Source organism: Flavobacterium kochi (assembly GCF_048286715.1).
In the GTDB taxonomy this organism is placed as follows: domain Bacteria; phylum Bacteroidota; class Bacteroidia; order Flavobacteriales; family Flavobacteriaceae; genus Flavobacterium.
In genome coordinates, this window is the sequence record NZ_JBLVPW010000013.1 from 69,307 (window position 1) to 90,189 (window position 20,883).

At 36.0% G+C, this 20,883-nt stretch carries 19 protein-coding genes and 1 pseudogene; 9 read left to right on the top strand and 11 right to left on the bottom strand.

From position 1 onward, the window contains the following. Positions 1–162 precede the first annotated feature (162 nt). Both ACNQGH_RS12810 and ACNQGH_RS12815 read right to left on the bottom strand, forming a co-directional pair. Positions 163–879, bottom strand: a complete 717-nt coding sequence (locus ACNQGH_RS12810; RefSeq protein ID WP_417956406.1) for a 3-ketoacyl-ACP reductase — start codon at positions 877–879, stop codon at positions 163–165. A gap of 10 nt (positions 880–889) precedes the next feature. Continuing rightward, positions 890–1,714 (bottom strand): DUF6929 family protein, encoded by an 825-nt coding sequence (locus ACNQGH_RS12815; protein WP_417956407.1) that lies wholly within the window; start codon positions 1,712–1,714, stop codon positions 890–892. A gap of 143 nt (positions 1,715–1,857) precedes the next feature. Between ACNQGH_RS12815 and ACNQGH_RS12820 the strand changes: the two genes are divergently transcribed. From ACNQGH_RS12820 to ACNQGH_RS12830, 3 genes are all read left to right on the top strand, one after another. Further along, positions 1,858–2,739, top strand: a complete 882-nt coding sequence (locus tag ACNQGH_RS12820) for a PPK2 family polyphosphate kinase (RefSeq protein ID WP_417956408.1) — start codon at positions 1,858–1,860, stop codon at positions 2,737–2,739. Between the two features lie 187 nt (positions 2,740–2,926). After that, a complete protein-coding gene (locus ACNQGH_RS12825; protein WP_417956409.1) occupies positions 2,927–4,375 on the top strand; it encodes a PhoX family protein in 1,449 nt (482 codons plus the stop codon). An 88-nt stretch (positions 4,376–4,463) separates the two neighbouring features. Further along, positions 4,464–6,236, top strand: coding sequence for a cytochrome c peroxidase (locus ACNQGH_RS12830; RefSeq protein ID WP_417956410.1), 1,773 nt, complete (start codon positions 4,464–4,466; stop codon positions 6,234–6,236). A 49-nt stretch (positions 6,237–6,285) separates the two neighbouring features. Here ACNQGH_RS12830 and ACNQGH_RS12835 read toward each other — a convergent pair whose 3' ends face one another. Beyond that, positions 6,286–6,846 carry a hypothetical protein gene (locus ACNQGH_RS12835; RefSeq protein ID WP_417956411.1) on the bottom strand — a complete coding sequence of 187 codons (561 nt, stop codon included), beginning with the start codon at positions 6,844–6,846 and terminating at the stop codon, positions 6,286–6,288. Between the two features lie 232 nt (positions 6,847–7,078). Between ACNQGH_RS12835 and ACNQGH_RS12840 the strand changes: the two genes are divergently transcribed. From ACNQGH_RS12840 to ACNQGH_RS12850, 3 genes are all read left to right on the top strand, one after another. Next, positions 7,079–8,458, top strand: a complete 1,380-nt coding sequence (locus ACNQGH_RS12840; RefSeq protein WP_417956412.1) for an MATE family efflux transporter — start codon at positions 7,079–7,081, stop codon at positions 8,456–8,458. 81 nt (positions 8,459–8,539) lie between these two features. Further along, on the top strand, positions 8,540–9,448 hold the full coding sequence (locus tag ACNQGH_RS12845; RefSeq protein WP_417956413.1) for a prohibitin family protein: 909 nt from the start codon (positions 8,540–8,542) through the stop codon (positions 9,446–9,448). Between the two features lie 61 nt (positions 9,449–9,509). Then, entirely contained in the window at positions 9,510–9,740 is a 231-nt protein-coding gene (locus tag ACNQGH_RS12850; protein WP_417956414.1) for a hypothetical protein, read from the top strand. A 2-nt stretch (positions 9,741–9,742) separates the two neighbouring features. Here the strand turns inward: ACNQGH_RS12850 and meaB are convergent, their stop codons facing one another. From meaB to ACNQGH_RS12865, 3 genes are all read right to left on the bottom strand, one after another. Further along, positions 9,743–10,831 carry a methylmalonyl Co-A mutase-associated GTPase MeaB gene (gene meaB / locus ACNQGH_RS12855; RefSeq protein ID WP_417956415.1) on the bottom strand — a complete coding sequence of 363 codons (1,089 nt, stop codon included), beginning with the start codon at positions 10,829–10,831 and terminating at the stop codon, positions 9,743–9,745. Between the two features lie 96 nt (positions 10,832–10,927). After that, complete coding sequence (locus ACNQGH_RS12860) at positions 10,928–11,575, bottom strand: NAD(P)-dependent oxidoreductase (protein WP_417956416.1); 648 nt, start codon at positions 11,573–11,575, stop codon at positions 10,928–10,930. Positions 11,576–11,631: 56 nt separating this feature from the next. After that, positions 11,632–12,039 carry an Rrf2 family transcriptional regulator gene (locus ACNQGH_RS12865; RefSeq protein WP_417956417.1) on the bottom strand — a complete coding sequence of 136 codons (408 nt, stop codon included), beginning with the start codon at positions 12,037–12,039 and terminating at the stop codon, positions 11,632–11,634. A 145-nt stretch (positions 12,040–12,184) separates the two neighbouring features. Here ACNQGH_RS12865 and ACNQGH_RS12870 point away from each other — a divergent pair, with 145 nt between their 5' ends. The 3 genes and pseudogenes from ACNQGH_RS12870 (at position 12,185) to ACNQGH_RS12880 (ending at position 15,063) form a co-directional block, all read left to right on the top strand. Then, on the top strand, positions 12,185–13,096 hold the full coding sequence (locus tag ACNQGH_RS12870) for an AEC family transporter (protein ID WP_417956418.1): 912 nt from the start codon (positions 12,185–12,187) through the stop codon (positions 13,094–13,096). 25 nt (positions 13,097–13,121) lie between these two features. Continuing rightward, positions 13,122–14,342, top strand: a pseudogene (locus ACNQGH_RS12875) (MFS transporter). Between the two features lie 82 nt (positions 14,343–14,424). Next, complete coding sequence (locus tag ACNQGH_RS12880; protein WP_417956419.1) at positions 14,425–15,063, top strand: peroxiredoxin; 639 nt, start codon at positions 14,425–14,427, stop codon at positions 15,061–15,063. A gap of 93 nt (positions 15,064–15,156) precedes the next feature. Here the strand turns inward: ACNQGH_RS12880 and ACNQGH_RS12885 are convergent, their stop codons facing one another. From ACNQGH_RS12885 to ACNQGH_RS12905, 5 genes are all read right to left on the bottom strand, one after another. Continuing rightward, complete coding sequence (locus ACNQGH_RS12885; protein ID WP_417956420.1) at positions 15,157–16,038, bottom strand: DMT family transporter; 882 nt, start codon at positions 16,036–16,038, stop codon at positions 15,157–15,159. A 6-nt stretch (positions 16,039–16,044) separates the two neighbouring features. Further along, the gene (gene nudK, locus ACNQGH_RS12890; RefSeq protein WP_417956421.1) at positions 16,045–16,626 is read right to left on the bottom strand and encodes a GDP-mannose pyrophosphatase NudK; all 582 of its coding nucleotides are present in this window, start codon (positions 16,624–16,626) and stop codon (positions 16,045–16,047) included. Between the two features lie 61 nt (positions 16,627–16,687). Continuing rightward, entirely contained in the window at positions 16,688–17,959 is a 1,272-nt protein-coding gene (locus ACNQGH_RS12895) for an adenylosuccinate synthase (RefSeq protein WP_417956422.1), read from the bottom strand. 61 nt (positions 17,960–18,020) lie between these two features. After that, on the bottom strand, positions 18,021–18,476 hold the full coding sequence (locus tag ACNQGH_RS12900; protein WP_035670620.1) for a Fur family transcriptional regulator: 456 nt from the start codon (positions 18,474–18,476) through the stop codon (positions 18,021–18,023). Between the two features lie 120 nt (positions 18,477–18,596). Then, on the bottom strand, positions 18,597–20,819 hold the full coding sequence (locus tag ACNQGH_RS12905) for a RelA/SpoT family protein (RefSeq protein WP_417956423.1): 2,223 nt from the start codon (positions 20,817–20,819) through the stop codon (positions 18,597–18,599). Between the last annotated feature and the right edge of the window lie 64 nt (positions 20,820–20,883).

Below are 20,883 nucleotides of genomic sequence, written 5' to 3' on the forward strand. Positions count from 1 at the left end.
AAAGACAAAATTATTTTTGTAATCAACAGCTAATCAGTATGTTTTTTTTTGCTAAAATAAAACCATTAAAGAAATAGGAAACTCAATTCTTTAATGGTTTTGTTTTTTAAGTAGTAGTTTGCGTGTTCTTGCTTACTTTATAGGCCTAGAATTAAAATCATCTTATGGATTGGTAGACCAAATACTGCTGTTTTTTATAAAAACGCGTCTGTTTAGTTTGAGTTGCGCGATGATTAATTCGGCCATATCTTCGGATTGCATGACTTTATCAGGATTACCATCGGTCAGCTTTAGTTCTTTGGCCATGTCAGTGGCAACAGTACTTGGAGTTAATGCCGTTACACGGATGTTGTGCTTGCGAACTTCCTGCATCAACGATTCGGTCAATCCTAAAACTGCAAATTTAGAAGCACTATAAGCACTGGTCAAAGCATTTCCGCTTAGTCCCGCTGTTGAAGAAATGTTGATGATGTCACCAGTTTGTCTTTCAATCATATTGGGCAAAACGGCACGTGTCACATAATAGGTTCCCATCAAGTTTACCTGAATAATGCGCTCCCAGGCTTCAGGTTCTAATTCTAAGAATTTGCCAAAAGCGGCGATCCCGGCATTGTTGATTAAAATGTCTATAGTTTTAAATTCAGCCAATGCTTTCTCAACGGCAGCGTTTACCGAATTGATATCAGCAACATCAGCGGTTATTGCAAGTGCTTTTACTCTTAAAGAACGCACTTTTGCTGCTACATTGTCTATTTCCTCCTGTGTTCTGGCAACCAAAATCACATTTACGCCCTCTTTGGCTAAGGCCAAAGCGATAGCTTTTCCAATTCCTTTTCCAGCTCCTGTAATCAGGGCATTTTTATTTTTTAAGTCAGTCATCGTTTAATTTTTAAAATTTTTTGTCTAAAGTCAATTTGTAAATATCCGTTTCCAAAGCTTCGGTGTCCTTATCTTCACAGAGTAAGAATTCAATTTTTTCTTTTGAATGCGTAAATAAAGTTAATCCTTCGAATTTATGGGTTGCTGAAACCTTTTGGGTAAATGCAACTTCGGAAGTCTCTAATGATAAAGCTCCGATGAAACTTCCAAATACTTCTCCATCCTCGTATGTTGAGGTGGTGTTTTCTACTGCTGCCAGGAAATAGATTTTATCTTCTACGAGAATTGCATCGGTAAAGGTAGCTTCTATGTTTTGGATCTTCGGTAACGAGATTGGGGAAAAACGAATGTCATTTCCTTCTTTGTCTAAAATAAAAATACCGTTTTTAGATTGTGCTCCATTTCCTCGTTGAAAGAAATGCCATTTTTCGTTGTGAAATAAAGCACCTTCTATGTTTAAATCATTATCCGAAATAGAAGCGGTTTGTTTTAGTTTACCATAAATAACGGATAAATCTTTTTCTTCTATTGCTTTAGAAGTAAGATCGTAACTGATCCGTTTATTTCTGTTAGGTGTGGAACCGGAACCAAAAAAATAGAATTTGTTTCCTTTTTGCATTATGGATTCAAAGTCAAATTTGTTTCTTTTCGGAATGTTTTCCTGGCTGTTTTCGAAGAGTTTTATTTTATGGAGTTCTTTTTCTTTGACGCGGTATTCATAAAGGAAGGAGCTGTTGTCAGAGATTACAAACAAGGAATCGTCTTTGTGAATAAGTCCTGAGGCAGAGCCAATTCCGATGATTTGAAATAGTAATTCAAGCGTGAATTTTTCCATAAGGTTTATTTTGAAAAGGAATGTCCTGGTCCTGCTGTACGCTTGTATCTTTTCCTTTTATAAAGGAAAAAATACAAGCGTACAGCAGGAAAAAGCTCCCTATTTTTTGTTATATTTGAGTTAACAAAGATAAAATATTTCTTATGAAGTCTATAGATCCCAACGATTTTAAAGTGCTTGACAAAATTAAATTGTCTGAAATCCCTACCAACTTGTTTAGTAAAGCCGATGATGATGATAAAGAAGAGAAGCTGGAAAAGGTACAGGTGAAATTGAGTGAAATACAAGATGTGATGTATGCCCACAATCGCTACGGTGTTTTGATTTGTCTGCAAGGCATGGATACCTCCGGGAAGGACAGCATGATTCGGGAAGTTTTTAAGGAATTTAACTCACGGGGTGTTGTGGTCCACAGTTTCAAAACGCCAAATTCAAGCGAGTTGGAACATGATTATCTGTGGAGGCATTATTTGGTTTTACCTGAAAAAGGCAAGTTTACGGTTTTTAACAGATCGCATTATGAAAACGTTTTGGTCACCAGAGTGCATCCGGAATATATTATGAATGAAAATTTACCGGGTATTGAAACAGTAGATGATATTACACCGCAATTTTGGGAAAACAGGATGGAACAGATCAATAATTTCGAGAGGCACATTACCCAAAATGGAACAATTATGTTGAAATTCTTTTTGCATATGAGCAAAGAAGAGCAAAGAGAACGCTTGTTACGCCGATTGGAAGAACAAAAACACAATTGGAAATTCTCAACAGGCGATCTGAAAGAAAGGGAGCGCTGGGATGATTATATGCATTATTACGAAGAAGCGATTAATAAAACAAGTTCAGAATATGCACCCTGGTATATCGTTCCTGCGGATGATAAGGAAATGGCAAGATATATTGTTGCCAAAATTATTTGGGAAGAAATGCAAAAACATACCGATATTCAAGAACCTGAAATGGATGAAAAAATCAGGGAAAATATTGAAATCTATAAAGAAATATTGAAGAAAGAGAAATAGGTCGAGTGGACTTTCTCCTGAATGTTATTTTAAGTTTATTACTGTATTATCGTAGTATTAGCATGTAAATTTATTGTTTTTAGAGTTGAAAATCGTAGTGAACTCTTGTCTTTTTATTAATATTTAGTTCATTTGAAGTTAAAATTCAGTGCATTTCTTTGCCTTGAATTTAAAACTATCGACCAAGATGAAAAGAATTATTTTACCATTGTTATTTTTGGCCTCATTAATCTCTTGTGAGAATGATGCTAAATCTTCGAATGAAACTACCAATGTGGTTTTAGCAAACCAATCTGTAACCCCCGTATTATTGAAAAAACAAGCAGGCTTTGAAAGTCTGGAGCTTTTTTCGCTTGTTACTTCAGATGATGTTTTAGCAGGAAGTCCAAGCTATGTTTTTGGGGGATCTGCGGACGGTTCAGGTTTATTGAAAAATGAAGATGGGACTTTTACCTTTTTAGTAAATCAGGAAGATAATTTTGCAGTTTCCAGAATCACATTAGACAAAACGTTCAAACCTACAAAAGGGGAATATTTGTTGAATTCGAACGGAGGAACCTGGAGATTATGCGGTGCTACAATGGCAACTGTTGCTGAACAGGGTTTTGGACCACTTTATTTAACCTGTGGTGAATCAGGTGAAGAATCTCGTACACATGCTTTAAATCCTTATGGAGATGTTGGTTCTGCCTCTGTTTCTAAAGAATTACCAGGTTTTGGAAGGTTAAGCGCAGAGAATGCTTTGCCTTTAAGAAAGACTGCTTTTGCAGGAAAAACAGTTGTTGTAATTGGTGACGACGATTCCGGTACCTATGGAGGTCAGGTATTTATGTATGTTTCCAATACTGTTGGAGATTTAGCGAATGGTTCTTTATATATGATGAAAAGAACAGATGACAATCAAAGAGAAAAAGATATGGCTGTTGGTCAAACGTATGCTGTTTCGTTTGTAAAAATCGAGAATCATACTACAATGACCGGGGCTCAAATTAATGCCTCAGTAAATACCCTTAAAGCGATAAAATTTGGTAGAGTTGAAGATTTGGATTACAGAAAAGGAGGAGATGCAGCAGATCGCGAAATCTACTTTAATGCTACAGGACAAAATACTACCGGAGTTAATGCGGATGCTTCAAGAACGAAGTATGGTAGAGTTTACAAGTTAAATTTAGATGCTGCAAATCCGTTAACAGGAACTTTACAGGTAATTCTTGATGGTGACGATCGTACAGGAATTGCTGGAAAATTTCAAAATCCAGATAACATTTGTGTTACAAAAAATTACGTTTATGTTCAGGAAGATTCGAATGGATATGGAGACGAAACGCATGATGGTTATATTTATCAGTACAATATTGCAACCAAACAATTGAAAGTGGTCGTAGAGTTGGATCATCGTCGTGATGCAACTGATGCTGCAAAATATAATGTAGGGGGAGTTAGTAAATTTGGAGATTGGGAATATGGAGCATTAATTGATGTATCGGAGCAGTTAGGAATTGACGATACCTTTTTGTTAAGTGTGCAGCCACATACCTGGAGAGGAACAAAATATAAAGGAGTCGATGGGGGAACAAATCGTCCAAATGAAGATCAAGCCAGCCAAATTGTAATAATCAAAGGACTTGCCAGATAATTTATCTCTAAATTAAACAGTTACAAAAATCCACGGTTTCCTATTAGGAATCGTGGTTTTTGCTTTCTCCTCATTTTTAAAATTTCTTATGAAAAATTTCTTTTTTCTTTTACTGTCGATGCTCCTTTTCTCTTGTGAAAACCTACCCAAAGACGAAAAAATAAATAATTTGTTTCAATCCGACATTCAGGTGCTGATTCAAAATGTTGCCCAATTGGAACTTTTAGTGAAATCAGATGTTGTTTTGCCAAAAATTCAGAAACAATTTCTTCAGGCGCGTCAAAGCTATAAGCGTGTAGAAATGATAAGTGAATATTATTTTCCTGTTGTTTCTAAAGCGATTAACGGACCGGCGTTGGATGAGTTTGAAGAAGATGAAGGGAAGACAGTCCCTCCTGAAGGATTTCAGGTAATCGAAGAATTTCTTTTCCCCAAGTATGACTATCGATCAAAAGCCGAACTGCTAAAAGAAATCGGTATTCTTTCCGCAAATTTAAAACGATTGGACAAAGTGTCGCAAACTAATGAATTAACCGATTCCCATATTTTTGATGCGATGCGGTTGGAAGTTTTTAGAATGATCACTTTAGGAATTTCCGGATTTGATTCTCCAATTGCCCAAAACTCAATTCCTGAAGCGTTAGCATCATTAGAAAGTATGGAGCAGTATTATCAAATTTATGCCGATAATTCAAATGACTCGAGTTCTAATTCGGTTTTAAAAACGATCAAAGAAGGGAAACAGTATTTGAAAAAGAATACCAGGTTTAATGAATTTGACCGGGCTGGTTTTATTCTGCGAATTGCAAATCCGCTGAGTAAGGGTTTGTATAAAACTCAAATGGATTTGAAAATTGCTTTTATTAAGGAAGAACGAGGATTAAAAACAACTGCCCAGACCCTTTTTGATACAAAAGCTTTTGATACCGAAGCTTTTTCGGGATTTCCAGATTATGAAACGACCCCGGAGAAAATTGAGTTGGGGAAATTATTGTTCAATGATCCGATTTTGTCTGGAAATAATTCGCGTTCCTGCGCCTCCTGCCACCATGCTGACAAAGCTTTTACTGATGGATTAGAAAAGGCGGTCGCCTTAGATGGTCAATCGCTGATTAAAAGAAATACACCAACGCTTTCTAATATTGCTTTTCAACGTGTTTTCTTCTCAGACTCCAGGGTCAATTATCTTGAAGACCAGGCTGTCGCTGTAATTACAAATGAAAATGAAATGCATGGTTCTTTGAAAGAGTCCGTTTTGGCTTTAAAAAAGGATGCGGGTTATACTATCAAATTTAAAGAGGCATTCCCTAAAACTGCAATAAATGCCTTTGCAATAAAAAATGCATTAGCCTCTTATATAAGGTCTTTGAGTGATTACGATTCGAAATTCGATGAATATATGCGGGGGGAGAAAACGTTTAATCTGGACGAAATTGCAGGATTTAATTTATTTGCCGGAAAAGCAAAATGTGCTACCTGTCATTTTATTCCATTAACGAACGGAACGGTGCCACCAAATTTTGTGAAATCCGAAAGTGAAGTCTTAGGTGTTCCCGATACGAACAAAAAATTGGATACGGATTTAGGAAAATTTGAATTGACAAAAGCGGCACTTCATCAACATTCTTTCAAGACACCGACTTTAAGGAATGTTGCGTTGACAGCGCCTTATATGCACAATGGTGTTTTTAGATCCCTGGAAGAAGTAATTGATTTTTACGATGAGGGAGGTGGTAATGGATTGGGATTTAATTTGTTAAATCAAACCTTACCTTCGGATAAATTAAATTTAACAGACCTGGAAAAAAAGCAGCTTGTTGCCTTTATGGAGACTTTAACCGATAAAAAATTTTATAAATAAAAATGCCCTGAAAAAATTTTCAGGGCATCTTTTTTAACGACTATATCTTTTATAGTTCAAAACCATAGGCTAAACGAACTCCCACTTGCCCAACACCTTTTCCTGTAGAACCATTATTGTTCAATTTTTCGAAGTCAGAATAGTGCTCATAGTGTAATGATACATCAATGTATTTTGAAGCATAACCAATACTTGGAGACAACAATAAAGACGTTTTATTGTAATTATTAGATACTGCAAAAGCAGCACCGGCTTCTCCCATTACATAAAATTGGTCATTCCATACGAAAGCTTTAAAACCTGCTTTAGCCGGAATAAATCCTAAATCATTACCATCTGCTTTACTAACAAATAAGTTACTATAACCAGTTGTCAACGTTAGAGAGTATCTTTTTGACAAATCGTACTGTACTCTCGCATCAGCCCCTAGTGCCAATTTGTAAGGATCATTAATAGAGTATCCTGCATTTAAACCAAATCCTAAACGGAATCCCTGATCGTAATTTGTTGCTTCTTTTGCTTCTTTTGTTTCTTGTGCTTGTACATTACTAGCAAACATCATTGCTATTGCGAACACAAATAACATTTTGATTTTTCCTGTCATTTTCATAATTGTAATTTTTTATTAATAATTTTTTTGGTGCTGTCTTGATTTTTATTTGATTCAAAACAACGTTACAAATGTATAGCCCGCAATTGCTCGAAATGTTATAGAATTAATGGGTTTTGTTATAGAATTCCTTGTTTTGTTTAAATAATCGCTGAAGCGGAGCCTTTATATTTGCAATAGTATCGATGCAATTGAAAGCTTCTATTTATCTTTGCCAACAAAAAAACAGAAAGTGAATTTATCTCAATATACCAAAGAGTTTTCTTATAATATAAAATTAGCGTATCCTGTGATTTTAGGAATGCTTGGCCATACATTAATAGGGATTGTAGATAATTTCATGGTGGGTAACCTTGGTTCTACTGAGTTGGCGGCCGTTTCGCTCGGTAACAGCTTTATCTTCATTGCTTTATCTTTAGGGATAGGTTTTTCTACGGCTATAACTCCATTGACAGCTGAGGCTGATGCCGAAAAGGATGATAAAAAAATCCGTTCTACTTTTCATCATGGACTGCTTTTGTGTACCGTTTTAGGAGTAGCGTTATTCATTTTGACAGTATTGTCAAAACAAATAATGTACCTAATGCACCAGCCCAAAGCAGTAGCTGATATGGCAGCTCCTTATATTGATTGGGTGGCCTTTTCTTTAATTCCGGTTATTATCTATCAGGGATATAAGCAATTTGCCGATGGTTTAGCGAAGACAAAATATTCGATGTATGCTATTTTCATGGCAAATGTGGTTCATGTATTTTTTAATTATGCGCTGATTTATGGATTTTGGATTTTTCCAAAATTAGGAATTCTTGGTGCAGCATTAGGAACTGTGATTTCAAGAATTATGATGGTTGTCTTTATGCATTATCTAATGAAAAGAAATGAAACTTTGAAAAGGCATTTCACAAATTTTAGTTTCAAAGAAATACGAAAATCAGTTTTGAAAAAAATCATTAATCTTGGTTTGCCTTCAGCGATGCAAATGCTGTTTGAAGTAACTTTATTTACTGCGGCAATATGGCTTTCGGGTTCTTTGGGGAAAAACAGTCAGGCTGCCAATCAAATTGCGCTTACTCTTGCTTCATCGACCTTCATGGTAGCTATGGGTTTGAGCGTTACCGCGATGATTAGAGTGAGCCATACTAAAGGAATGGGCGATTATAAAAATTTGATAATCGTTGCCCGATCCATTTTTTTGTTGGCGATTATGCTGGAAACACTTTTCGGGATTATTTTTGTTGTTTTTCATAATTTTTTGCCTCATTTATTTTTGAATATGACCGATGCTGCTCAGGGGTTGGACAATCAAGATATCATTATAATAACATCTAAACTGCTTTTGATTGCAGCAATTTTTCAAATTTCAGATGGGATTCAGGTTGTTGTTCTGGGCGCGTTAAGAGGTTTGCAGGATGTAAAAATCCCGATGTACATAACGTTTGTCGCGTATTGGGTTATCGGTTTTCCTATTTCTTATTATCTGGGGAAATATACTTCTTTGCAGGCAGTAGGAATCTGGATTGGACTTTTGGCAGGACTAACAGCTGCCGCTTTATTTTTGTATATTCGCTTTGCGAGATTAACAAGAAAATTAGTTTTAAACAATCATAAATAATACTGTTCTTACAATGTAACTTCTACTATCTTTACTCGTATAATAGCATAGAAATAAAACCTAACCAGCCAAATAAAAAAAATGATACTATTTATTATTCTTGGAATAATTTTATTGATTACTAGTTTTTCATTAAAAAGTAACGTAAATCCGTTTTCTAAATTCGCAAATGTTCTGAAAATTATTGGAGTTTTAGTAATTGCTTTAGGGCTCTTTTCTTCGATGTTCAAACAGATTGATGCGGGAAAAGTGGGAGTTCAATCGCTTTACGGAAGTGTTCAGCCCGATGTTTTGGAAAGTGGTTTGCATTTGATAAATCCATTACTGGATGTAACCGAGTTTGATATTCAAACCCAGAACTACACGATGTCGGCAGTGCATGGAGAAGGTTCCCAAACGGGCGACGATGCCATTCGTGTTTTATCCAATGACGGACTGGAAGTGGTAATTGATCTGACAGTTTTGTTCCGTGTTTCACCGGAGTCGGCACCTAAAATTTTCAAACAAATTGGAGTGGATTATTCGGATAAAATTGTTCGTCCGGTAACAAGAACCCGTATTCGTGATAATGCTGTTTATTATGATGCAGTAGCTTTGTATTCTACGAAAAGAAATGAATTTCAACAACGAATTTTCAAAACTATTGAAGCTGATTTTAAAACCAGAGGATTGGTTTTAGAGCAATTGTTAATTCGAAATATCAATCTTCCTACATCAGTAAAAGCATCTATTGAAAGTAAAATAAATGCAGAGCAGGATGCGCAGAAAATGACTTTTGTCCTTCAAAAAGAAAAACAGGAGGCCGAACGAAAAAGAGTGGAAGCTCAGGGGATTGCTGATTATCAGAGAATTATTTCAACTGGTTTGTCAGACAAACAATTGCAATACGAACAGATAAAAGCGCAAAAAGAACTAGCTGCTTCTCCCAACTCAAAAATTATTTTTATGAATGGTAGGGGAAATGCACCAGTTATTCTTTCTGATAAATAGGTTTCGGTTATTTGATTCATGGAATGACCGAAACAATGATTAATTGATTAAACATAAAAAAATGGAATTACCAAAATTTTTACTAGGCGACAATACTGATTTTCCCGAAGATATTTTTATCGTACATTTAGATTATCCAAGATTTATCATCAATTTAAAAGATGATGAGGTAGAATTCATGGAAGAGGCGGAAGACCTTGATGAGGGCGAATTGAATGCCGAAATGGAAGGATTAATAGTTCTTGCCAATGAATTTTACGATAGGGAAATGGAACGTTATGAAAAAGAGTAAGTTTATTTTTTAAAATACTTTTCCAATAATATTTGAGCGGCTGCAAAAGGTGAAATTTCATCATTTTGCACTGCTTTTTTAGTTGAATCCAATAGATGCTGAATTTCAGGATGATGGTAGAAATTTAATTTCAACTGTTCGTTAATCGTTTCTAACATCCAGTATTGGTTTTGCTCTTTTCGCTTTTCAAAGAAATAATTATTGTCTTTTGTCAACTCCAGAAATTGCTCAATAGTTGTCCAGACAGCGTCAATTCCCTCCTGTGTCAGTGCACTACAAGTTGAAGTTGTAGGAGTCCAGCCTGATTTTTTAGCTGGAAAAAGATGCAAAGCCTTGTTGAATTCTGCTTTTGCTAAATTGGCTTTTCTAACATTATCGCCATCTGCTTTATTGATTACGATAGCATCTGCCATTTCCATAATGCCACGTTTGATACCTTGTAGTTCATCCCCTGCACCAGAAATTTTTAAAAGTAAAAAGAAATCCACCATGCTGTGAACTGCGGTCTCACTTTGACCAACTCCGACAGTTTCAATTATAATAGTGTCAAACCCGCAGGCTTCACAAAGGGTAATGGTTTCCCGGGTTTTTCGTGCAACACCACCCAATGTTTCTCCCGATGCTGAAGGACGAATAAAAGCATTTGCGTCTTTAACTAATTCTTCCATTCGGGTTTTGTCACCCAAAATGCTTCCATGGGAAATCGAACTGCTGGGGTCGACGGCGAGAACAGCTACTTTTTTCCCTAAATGGGTTAAGTATTTTCCAAAAGCTTCAATAAAGGTGCTTTTTCCAACACCCGGGACACCTGTTATTCCTATTCTTACGGATTTACCGGCGTAAGGTAAACAAGCATTGATCACTTCGTTGGCTTTTGCCAAATGATCACTATTGGTGCTTTCGATTAAAGTAATGGCCCGACTCAGTGCCGTTATATTCGCTGCTAATATTCCTTCAACCAATTCTTTTGAGGACGGTTGGATCTTTCTGAATTTTTTGATATGCTCAACAGCGACTGAACTGATAATTTCCGGCGGACGAATTCCAGGTTTTTCGTGTAAGGCGCTAGGATGCTGTTTTTTATTTGACAAAACGATGTATTTGAAGAGTAAAAGTAGTGAAAACAAAAACAGTTTCAAAAAGCGATTGCCTTATGAAACTGTTTTGTAGAAAATTTAGGATACTAATTAGTATGCTGCAGTAAACCGCACCTGGTGGTGTTTTGGATTTTCAGCTTCATCAGCAATAACAACTGCCAGATCTTCAGCTGACAAAATACTTCTTTGATTTTCATCCAAAACCGGATTGTCTAATCCCAAACGGTATTTTCCGGTTCTTCCTGTTGTGATGCCTTGATGCATTTCGAAAGCGGGACTGAAAAAGGCCCAGTCTAAATCTTTTTCATTCTTAAGGATGTTCAAATAATCTCTTGCTGCTGTGGCTCCTTCATGATATTCTTTTGGGAAATCCGGTGTGTCTACCGCTTGCAAATTAGGGGCGACAAATAAACTTCCTGCACCGCCAATTGTAATGAATCGTTTCACGCCTGATTTTTTAACTGCTTCCTGAATGGCTTTTGAGCCCTCAATAAAATCAGTGTATAAATTGGGATTGGACCATCCGGCGTTGAAAGCGCTTATTACCACATCATTTCCTGCAATAATCTTAGATAATTCTTCTTTATTATTGATGTCTGCTTTCTCCCATTTGATGTTTGCTTTTTCATCATTTTTAGGGTTTCTTGCGATGGCTGTAATCTCATGATTACGACTGGCCAATTCATTTAAAATGGTTGAGCCGACAAATCCTGTGGCTCCGATAATTGCGATTTTCATAATTGTATTTATTTAAAGTAATAAAAAATGTTACAGTTTAATTCAAAAAAATAGTTTTAAAATTTACTGGCAAAATCTGCCAATGACATTGCGCTTAATTCCAAGCTGATTTTTTTATTGAGGGTATCATATAAATTTTCTAGATTTTCATTGATTTTCTTTCCAACAAGGCAATCTGGATTCGGTTTGTTTTTTGAAAAACCTAAAGTTACCGTGTCAAAAGTCATTTTAAAAATGGAGTCCAATGAAATATCTGAAGCGGATTTTAACAATTTCGTTCCGCCATTTTTACCTTCTTTGCTTTCTATAATATTGTTTTTCTTTAAGTTTGCTATTTCCTTTCGTACCAAAACAGGATGTAAATTCATGCTTCCCGCTATAAATTCAGAAGATAAATAGTCGTCTGGGAATTTAGAGAGTAAAGTAAGGATGTGTACCGTTATTGCAAATTTACCTGAAATCATACTGTAATAAAATATATTACAAATATATGATTAAAATTGGAATTAGCGTGTTTTTTGTTTTTTTTTATATAATGGAAAATCAAAAGGGTGATTTCCTTTTTTTCTAAATAAATTTAAATGGTATTTTTGCATTCAATTGTACCCTATGAACAACATTATCCTAATCTTCGTTTGTTTATTTTTTGGAATCGTATTGCAAAAGGTAAAACGTTTTCCGTCCAATACGTATAAGATTTTAAATAATGTGGTTATTTATATTTGTCTTCCCGCTTTGGCCTTGTATTATATTCCTAAAATAGAATGGGATAATAAGCTGTTGTTTCCTATTGGCGTAACATGGATTGGTTTTACAGTTTCGTATTTGTTTTTTAGCTTTTTAGGAAATAGATTTGGGTGGTCAAAAAAACTCACGGGTTGTTTAATTATAACCGCAGGTTTGGGGAATACTTCATTTTTAGGTTTTCCAATTATCCAGGCCTTGTATGGTGAAGAAGGTTTGAAAACTGCCATTCTGGTTGATCAGCCAGGTACTTTTGTGGTGCTTTCGACATTGGGAATTCTTGTGGCTACTTTATTTTCTGCCGGAAGTCCCAATGGATTTCATATTGCAAAAAAAATACTGTTCTTTCCTCCATTTATTACTTTTCTGTTAGCTTGTTTAATGAATGTATTCCATTTTGATTTCCACGAATATATTCAAATTGGCCTGCAAAAGGTGGGGAGTGTAATGACCCCTTTGGCCATGCTTTCCGTTGGATTGCAATTGCGATTTGACAGGAAAAGCCAGCATTGGAAATTCTTAGGATTGGGACTTTTGTATAAATTAATCTTGACTCCGGCGCTAATCTATTTATTGTATGTTGTAATTTTGGATCAAAGTTCAAAAACGATTCAGGTATCCATTATGGAAGCTGCTATGGCTCCTATGATTACAGCAAGTATTTTGGCTACTTCGCATGGTTTAAAACCCAGATTGAGCAGTATGATGATTGGCTTTGGAATACCCTTGTCATTTGTAACACTGGCGTTTTGGTATTTCGTGGCACAATATATTTAATTTTAGCCCCTTTTATTTGTAGCATATGAATAGTTCCTCAGCAGCAGCATCACCAACCATTAATGCCCCAATTATTCAAAGAACAGTTTACTCGGTTTTATTTTCAATAGCTTTTGCACATTTGCTAAATGATTTAATGCAATCGGTTATTCCTTCGACCTATCCCATATTAAAAGAAAATTTTAATCTTAGTTTCACTCAAATTGGAGTGATAACATTCGTTTTCCAACTTACCGCTTCTATTTTACAACCTTTTGTGGGTTTTTATACCGATAAATATCCAAAACCTTATTCTTTAGTAATTGCGATGTTATTTACGATCATCGGATTGGGGTTTTTATCGATTTCAACTTCTTTCTGGATGCTGCTGGTGTCCGTTGCATTTGTAGGAATCGGCTCTTCCATATTTCATCCGGAAGCTTCTCGTGTCGCTTATTTAGGCTCGGGAGGAAAACGAGGTTTGGCGCAATCCATTTTTCAATTGGGAGGGAATTCAGGTAGTGCAATAGGGCCTTTGTTAGTGGCGTTGGTTGTGGCTCCTTTTGGTCAGTTGAATATCATATGGTTTGTAATGGCAGGCATTTTAGGAATCATTATTTTGTCCCAAATTGCACTTTGGTATCAGGGTCATTTGAATCTTGGGGCTGCAAAAAGAACAGTTACAGAAGATTTTGCTGTTCCATTGTCCAAAAGAAAAATTAACATAGCAATAGCGGTTTTATTGTTGTTGATATTTTCCAAGTTTTCTACATGGCGAGTATGTCAAGCTATTTTACTTTTTATCTTATGCATAAATTTGGTTTGACGATACAGGAATCGCAGTTTCATTTGTTTGTATTTTTAGCTGCGGTGGCTGCAGGAACATTAATAGGAGGGCCTTTGGGAGATCGGTTTGGAAGAAAATATATCATTTGGATCTCTATTCTTGGAGCGGCACCATTTACTTTATTATTGCCGTACGCCGATTTATTTTGGACGGGAGTGCTGGCTGCTATCATCGGAATCGTTATCGCTTCAGCTTTTTCAGCAATTTTAGTTTTCGCGCAGGAATTAATGCCTGGTAAAGTAGGGATGATTTCGGGACTTTTTTTGGTTTTGCCTTTGGAATGGGAGGTCTAGGTTCGGCAGTTTTGGGGTATGTTGCAGATCAGACAAGTATTGAATACGTTTATAAATTAAGTTCTTTTCTGCCGCTTATTGGCGTTTTTACTTATTCTTGCCCAATATGAAAAAGAAAGGGGCCTAAGTTAATTTATACTTTATTTATAATTTTCATGGTAGGTGCTATTGTTTTTTTATTTAATTTTAAAAGATAAAAACAAAAACTCATGGCAACATTACGATTAGGAGATATAGCTCCGGATTTTGAGGCAGAAACTACTCAAGGAAAAATAAAATTTCATGAATGGCTAGGTGATTCCTGGGGCGTTTTATTTTCGCACCCTGCTGATTTTACACCTGTTTGTACCACTGAATTGGGGACTGTGGCTAATTATTATTCTGAATTTGCAAAGAGAAATGTAAAAGTGATCGCATTGAGCGTTGACGGATTAGATTCTCATATAGAGTGGATTAAAGACATAAATGAAACTCAAAACACCACGGTTAACTTTCCAATTATTGCTGATGAAGATAAGCATACAGCGAAATTGTATGACATGATTCATCCCAATGCCAGTGAAAACTTTACGGTTCGTTCCGTTTTTATAATTGGACCTGACAAAAAAATAAAATTAACGCTCACCTATCCGGCATCGACGGGAAGAAATTTTGATGAATTACTGCGTGTAATTGATAGTCTACAGTTGACAGCAAATTATAGCGTTGCCACCCCGGCAAACTGGAAAGATGGAGAAAAAGTGGTTATTTCAACAGCTGTTAAGGATGAAGATATTGCTGCAAAATTTCCAAAAGGATATGAAAGAGTAAAACCATATTTAAGAATGACTCCGCAACCTAACAGGTAATTATTTTTCCGAATTACTAGTTTGAACATAAAAAAGTGCAAATGAGACTATTTTCAGTGCACTTTTTTTATTGCTGTTACAGCTATAAAATAGTTACTCCCGATTGGTTATCAGCAAACCGATGATAATGATTCCCATGCTTATAACCTGAGTTATTACAATGGCCTGGCCCAAAAAAAAATAAGCTAAGATTCCACTGAATACAGGGATTAAATAATAAATTAGTGCTGTTTTGGATGTCCCTATCAGCCGAATCGCTTCGTTCCACAAATAGTAGGAAACTAAAGAGGCAAAGAGACCAACGTAAGTGGTTGCCAATACGGTCTTAGTGTCAAAAATTACTTTTTTATAAAATAAATGTTCCCAAAGGTAAAACGGAAAAAGGAAAATCACACCCAACACAAAAACACTAAATAAAAATATTTTTGGGGTTAGCCCCGCTGGTTTTTGTCGCACTAATAGGGTGTAACAGGCAAAAAAGAAACAGGAGACGAGCATCAATACATCTCCAGTTGTAAGGTTAATATGCAGCAATGCCTGCAGGGAGCCTTTGGTAATAAGAACAAGAACACCCGTAATTATGATTACAATTCCAATTATTTTTAAATTGGACACTTTTTCTTTAAAAACAATTCTGGAGAGGACGACAATAAATAGCGGAATCGAAATGGCGATTAAAGATAAATTGACAGCAGTTGTTGTTTTTCCTGCAACGTAAATCAGTGTATTGAAAATAGTAATGCCCAATACCGCTGTCAGCATAAGATAGTGCATGTGCTGCTTTATAAGTTTAAAACTTTCAACAGTGCTTTTAATTGCAAATGGAGCCAAAGCGATACAAGCAATTGTCCAGCGCCAAAAAGCCAATCCAATAGGAGGAATGTGCCCTTTAATACCACTGGCAATTACCATATTTACGGACCAGAGTAAAGTGGCCAATAAGGCAAAAAGCACTCCTTTGGTTTGATTGTGCATCTTAAATTAAACGAGATTCTTTATTTTGGCATATTGCAATAACATAATGGTCTTGGCATCGTTTATTTCCCCAGTTTCGATCATCGCGTAGGCTTCCTCATAAGACATCTCTAAGACATCTATATTTTCCTCTTCATGTTCGACTCCGCCACCGTCGCTGACTTTCATGGACTGGTCATATTCTCCAACAAATAGGTATAAAATTTCGGTTACTGCTCCAGGCGACATATACGTTTCCATTATTTTGTCAACTTTAGTGAGGCGATATCCCGTTTCTTCTTCGGTTTCTCGAATGATGCATTGCTCTGGATGGTCTTCGTCCAAAAGCCCTGCGCAAACCTCAATCATCATTCCTGTTTTATTTCCGTTAAGGTAAGTTGGTAAGCGGAACTGTCGCGTAAGAATAACTGTTTTTTGTTGTGTGTTGTATAGTAAAATGGCGGCGCCGTTTCCTCTGTCGTAAACTTCTCTTTTTTGTGAAATCCAGGAGTCGTCTTTTTTTTGATAGTCAAAAGTCACTTTGTTTAAAATATACCAATTGTCAGAAAGTAATTCTGTTTTTTGTATTTTAATAGCGGGATTTTTCATTGGTTGGGATTGGTTTGTGAACTAAAAAAAACGCTCTGAATTTTCAGAGCGTTACCTATTGTTATTTAAGAATAGTTTGCTTTCTATCTGGTCCTACAGAAACAATTTTGATAGGAACTTCAACTTCTCTTTCTATGAATTCAATGTATTCTTTCAATTCGGTAGGTAATTCATCATACGTTGTCATACCTGTCAAATCAGCTTGCCATCCTTTGAAGTCCTGATAAACAGGAGTTACATTTTCCGGTTCGATGTTATAAGGAAAGTGAGCGATGTTCTTGCCTTTATAGTTGTACTCCGTACATACTTTTAAGGTTTCAAATCCTGAAAGTACATCCCCTTTCATCATCATCAGTTGTGTTACGCCATTGATTTGAACGGCATATTTAAGTGCCACTAAGTCCAGCCATCCGCAACGTCTTTGTCTTCCGGTTACCGATCCAAATTCATTTCCGACACGTGCCATAGTGGCACCATCTTCGTCAAAAAGTTCAGTTGGAAATGGTCCGCTTCCTACACGTGTTACATACGCTTTGAAAATTCCGTATACTTCTTTTATTTTATTTGGAGCAATTCCTAAACCGGTACATGCGCCAGCAGCGGTTGTGTTTGATGAAGTTACAAATGGATAGGTTCCAAAATCAACGTCTAATAATGAACCCTGAGCTCCTTCGCATAATATTGATTTACCCGCTTTTTGAGCTTGGTGTAAATATTCTTCACTATCGATGAAGTCTAGCTTTTTTATTTCTTCTATTGATTCAAAGAATTCTTTTTCTAATTCTTCTAAGTTGTATTGAATGGCGACATCGTAAAATTTAATCATGGCTTCATGCTTGTCAGCCAAAGCTCTGTAACGATCTGCAAAATCTTCCAATTCGATATCCCCTACACGAAGACCGTTTCTTCCGGTTTTGTCCATATAAGTCGGACCTATTCCTTTTAATGTAGAACCTATTTTTGCTTTACCTTTAGATGCCTCAGAAGCTGCGTCTAATAAACGGTGCGTTGGTAAAATTAAATGTGCCTTTCTTGAAATGATTAATTTGTTTTTGATGTCTAAATTAAATTTTTCAAGACCTTCAATTTCTTTTTGAAAAACTACAGGATCTATTACAACTCCGTTTCCAATAATGTTTACAGCAGTTTTATGAAAGATACCGGAAGGAATAGTTCTAAGAACATGTTTTATTCCGTCAAATTCTAAAGTGTGTCCTGCATTTGGGCCACCTTGAAAACGAGCAATAATATCATAATTTGAAGTAAGAACATCAACAATTTTTCCTTTTCCTTCATCTCCCCATTGTAATCCTAGTAATAAATCTGCGGTCATTCTATGTGTTTTATTTGTAGTTAGTTTTTATATTCAAAAGACAACTGTCGGGCTGTCTGTATTATTTTTGTTTTTTTATTCCGTATAAATACAAGGAATGATTGGTAATTTCTATGTCGAATATTTCTTCGATTGTCTTTTTAATACTTTGAATTCTTGGATCGCAAAACTCAATTACTTCGCCAGTATCCGTCATAATAATATGATCGTGCTGTTTGTCAAAGTACGATTTTTCGTAATGCGCCTGGTTTTGTCCAAATTGATGTTTACGAACCAAAGCACAGTCCAATAGCAATTCAATAGTATTGTAAAGTGTTGCTCTACTGACACGATAGTTTTTGTTTTTCATTTTGATATAAAGGTTCTCCACATCAAAATGTTCTTCGCTATCGTATATTTCCTGAAGGATAGCATAACGTTCAGGAGTTTTGCGATGTCCTTTTTTTTCAAGATACATTGTAAAAACATTTTTTACAATTTCTTGGTTTTTGGTGTTATCTGTGGAAATGAGTGTCATATGCTGGCAAAGATAAATTTTTTAGTTTAAAGTTTAAAGTTTCCCCTTTGTTTAGTTTTAAGTTTTTTTCGTTTCAACCGGAGGAGCCTGCAACCTGAAACAAAATTTTTTAAAATTTTTCTAGGTTTTATATACTCTGGTTACCTTATCAATTCCGTCAATTTTTTTGATGTTGTTGATCATTTTCTTCAAAATGGTATTGTTTTGAACAATTACGGTCACCTGACCATGAAAAATTCCTGCATCGGTACTTAAAGAAATACTCTGAATATTTACATGCATATTGTTCGAAATTACCTTTGTTAACTGGTTTGTAAGTCCTAAGACATCCATTCCGGTTATGTTTATTATGGCTTTGAATTCTTCTTGTGAAGAGTCGATCCATTTGGCCGTCATGATTCTATAGGCATAATTGGACTGCATGCCAATGGCGTTTGGACAATCCTTTTTATGCACTTTTATTCCTTCATTGATGGTTACAAATCCAAATACATCATCACCCGGAATCGGGTTACAGCAAGGAGATAATTTGTAGTCCAGTTTGTCATGATCTTTTCCAAAAACCAGCAAATCATAATTGTTGCTTATTATGGGTTTATGAATATCTTCATCGGCTGTGCTGCTTGCGGAACGTTTTATTTTATTTTTGAAAAAATTAATAAAAGTGTTGCTTTTTTGGGCAGCATAATCCTTGAGTTGCTGATTTTCTATGGCACCAATTCCGACTCTGTAAAATAAATCTAAACTTGTTTTTAATTTGAAAAAGTTAACTAACTCGTTAACAACGGATTCGTTTAAAGTTATTTTTAAATGCTTTAATTTTCGGGTAAGCAGTTCTTTTCCTTCTTCACCAATTTTTTTGGTGTTTTCGTTCAGAACGTTTTTAATTTTCGTTTTGGCTCTCGAAGTGGTAACATAGTCTAACCAGTTGGAAGTCGGTTTTTGATGTTGTGAGGTGATCACTTCAATTTGGTCCCCACTTTTTAATTCGAAGTTCAAAGGCACTAATTTACCATTGACACGGGTTCCTCGGGTGCGAATTCCTATTTCTGAGTGAATACTGAAAGCAAAATCGAGTGATGTGGCTCCTTTTGGCAGTGATTTTATTTCTCCTTTAGGGGTAAATACAAAGATTTCTTTAGAATATAAATTCATTTTGAAATCTTCCACAAAATCTACTGCGTTAGTTTCGGAACTTTCTAAGGCTTCTTTTAATAAATTGAGCCATGCATCGAGTTCGCTTTCTTCAGTAGCTCCATTTTTATATTTGTAATGCGCTGCGTAGCCTTTTTCTGCAATTTCATCCATACGCTCGCTTCGCACCTGAACTTCTACCCAGCGGCCCTTTGGTCCCATAACGGTGATGTGCAGGGCTTCGTAACCCGTGGATTTAGGCGAAGAAATCCAATCCCGTAAACGACTGGGACTCGGCCTGTAATAGTCCGTTACTATGGAATAGATTTTCCAGGCAAGAAATTTTTCTTCGTGCGGAGTCGATTTATATACGATGCGAAGTGCAAACTTATCATAAACTTCATCGAAGCCTACGTTTTGCGCTTTCATTTTTCTGCGAATGGAATAGATTGATTTGGGACGGCCTTTTATGATATAATCGATTCCTTCGGCATCCAATGCTGTTTTTAATACATCTGAAATGTCTTTTATATAGGCATCCTGTTCTTCTTTGGTCTCTTTTATTTTGCTTACAATTTCATTGTAAATGGCAGGTTCTGTATATTTTAAGCCTAAATCTTCGAGTTTTGTTTTAATGTTGTATAAACCCAATCGGTGTGCCAATGGGGCATATATGTATAAAGTTTCAGATGCAATTTTGGTTTGTTTGTCTTCCTGCATCGAATCCATCGTTTGCATATTATGCAAACGATCGGCTAATTTTATAAGAATAACCCGTACATCATCATTGAGGGTCAATATCATTTTACGGAAGTTTTCCGCTTGTATGGATGCATTTAAATCCTTTTGCACCATGGAGATTTTTGTCAATCCTTCAACAAGTTGTGCTACTTTAGGATTAAATAATCGTTCAATATCCTGCACCGTCATCAGCGTGTCTTCAACGACATCGTGCAAAAGTGCAGCAGCAATGGATGTGGCTCCCAAACCGATTTCGGAAGCAACAATTTTTGCGACAGCAATGGGATGGAAAATATAGGCTTCACCTGATTTTCTTCTTTGATCTTTATGGGCATCTACGGCAACATCAAAAGCTTTACGGATCAGTTTTTTATCTTCATCAGTTAAGGTTTGATAACTTATTCGGAGCAGCTCTTTGTATTCTTGGGCAATTGCTTTGTTTTCTTTTTCTATATCTATTTCTATCATAACGGCATGGTTCAATTCCTAAAAATAGAAATTAGTTAGGAGATATGCAAATGTATATTTGAAT

Bases quoted from the DNA above. Each gene is read 5' to 3' on its own strand.
- ACNQGH_RS12810 (WP_417956406.1), bottom strand. From the start codon at position 879: ATGACTGACTTAAAAAATAAAAATGCCCTGATTACAGGAGCTGGAAAA.
- ACNQGH_RS12815 (WP_417956407.1), bottom strand. From the start codon at position 1,714: ATGGAAAAATTCACGCTTGAATTACTATTTCAAATCATCGGAATTGGC.
- ACNQGH_RS12820 (WP_417956408.1), top strand. From the start codon at position 1,858: ATGAAGTCTATAGATCCCAACGATTTTAAAGTGCTTGACAAAATTAAA.
- ACNQGH_RS12825 (WP_417956409.1), top strand. From the start codon at position 2,927: ATGAAAAGAATTATTTTACCATTGTTATTTTTGGCCTCATTAATCTCT.
- ACNQGH_RS12830 (WP_417956410.1), top strand. From the start codon at position 4,464: ATGAAAAATTTCTTTTTTCTTTTACTGTCGATGCTCCTTTTCTCTTGT.
- ACNQGH_RS12835 (WP_417956411.1), bottom strand. From the start codon at position 6,846: ATGAAAATGACAGGAAAAATCAAAATGTTATTTGTGTTCGCAATAGCA.
- ACNQGH_RS12845 (WP_417956413.1), top strand. From the start codon at position 8,540: ATGATACTATTTATTATTCTTGGAATAATTTTATTGATTACTAGTTTT.
- ACNQGH_RS12850 (WP_417956414.1), top strand. From the start codon at position 9,510: ATGGAATTACCAAAATTTTTACTAGGCGACAATACTGATTTTCCCGAA.
- ACNQGH_RS12860 (WP_417956416.1), bottom strand. From the start codon at position 11,575: ATGAAAATCGCAATTATCGGAGCCACAGGATTTGTCGGCTCAACCATT.
- ACNQGH_RS12865 (WP_417956417.1), bottom strand. From the start codon at position 12,039: ATGATTTCAGGTAAATTTGCAATAACGGTACACATCCTTACTTTACTC.
- ACNQGH_RS12870 (WP_417956418.1), top strand. From the start codon at position 12,185: ATGAACAACATTATCCTAATCTTCGTTTGTTTATTTTTTGGAATCGTA.
- ACNQGH_RS12880 (WP_417956419.1), top strand. From the start codon at position 14,425: ATGGCAACATTACGATTAGGAGATATAGCTCCGGATTTTGAGGCAGAA.
- ACNQGH_RS12885 (WP_417956420.1), bottom strand. From the start codon at position 16,038: ATGCACAATCAAACCAAAGGAGTGCTTTTTGCCTTATTGGCCACTTTA.
- nudK (WP_417956421.1), bottom strand. From the start codon at position 16,626: ATGAAAAATCCCGCTATTAAAATACAAAAAACAGAATTACTTTCTGAC.
- ACNQGH_RS12895 (WP_417956422.1), bottom strand. From the start codon at position 17,959: ATGACCGCAGATTTATTACTAGGATTACAATGGGGAGATGAAGGAAAA.
- ACNQGH_RS12900 (WP_035670620.1), bottom strand. From the start codon at position 18,476: ATGACACTCATTTCCACAGATAACACCAAAAACCAAGAAATTGTAAAA.
- ACNQGH_RS12905 (WP_417956423.1), bottom strand. From the start codon at position 20,819: ATGATAGAAATAGATATAGAAAAAGAAAACAAAGCAATTGCCCAAGAA.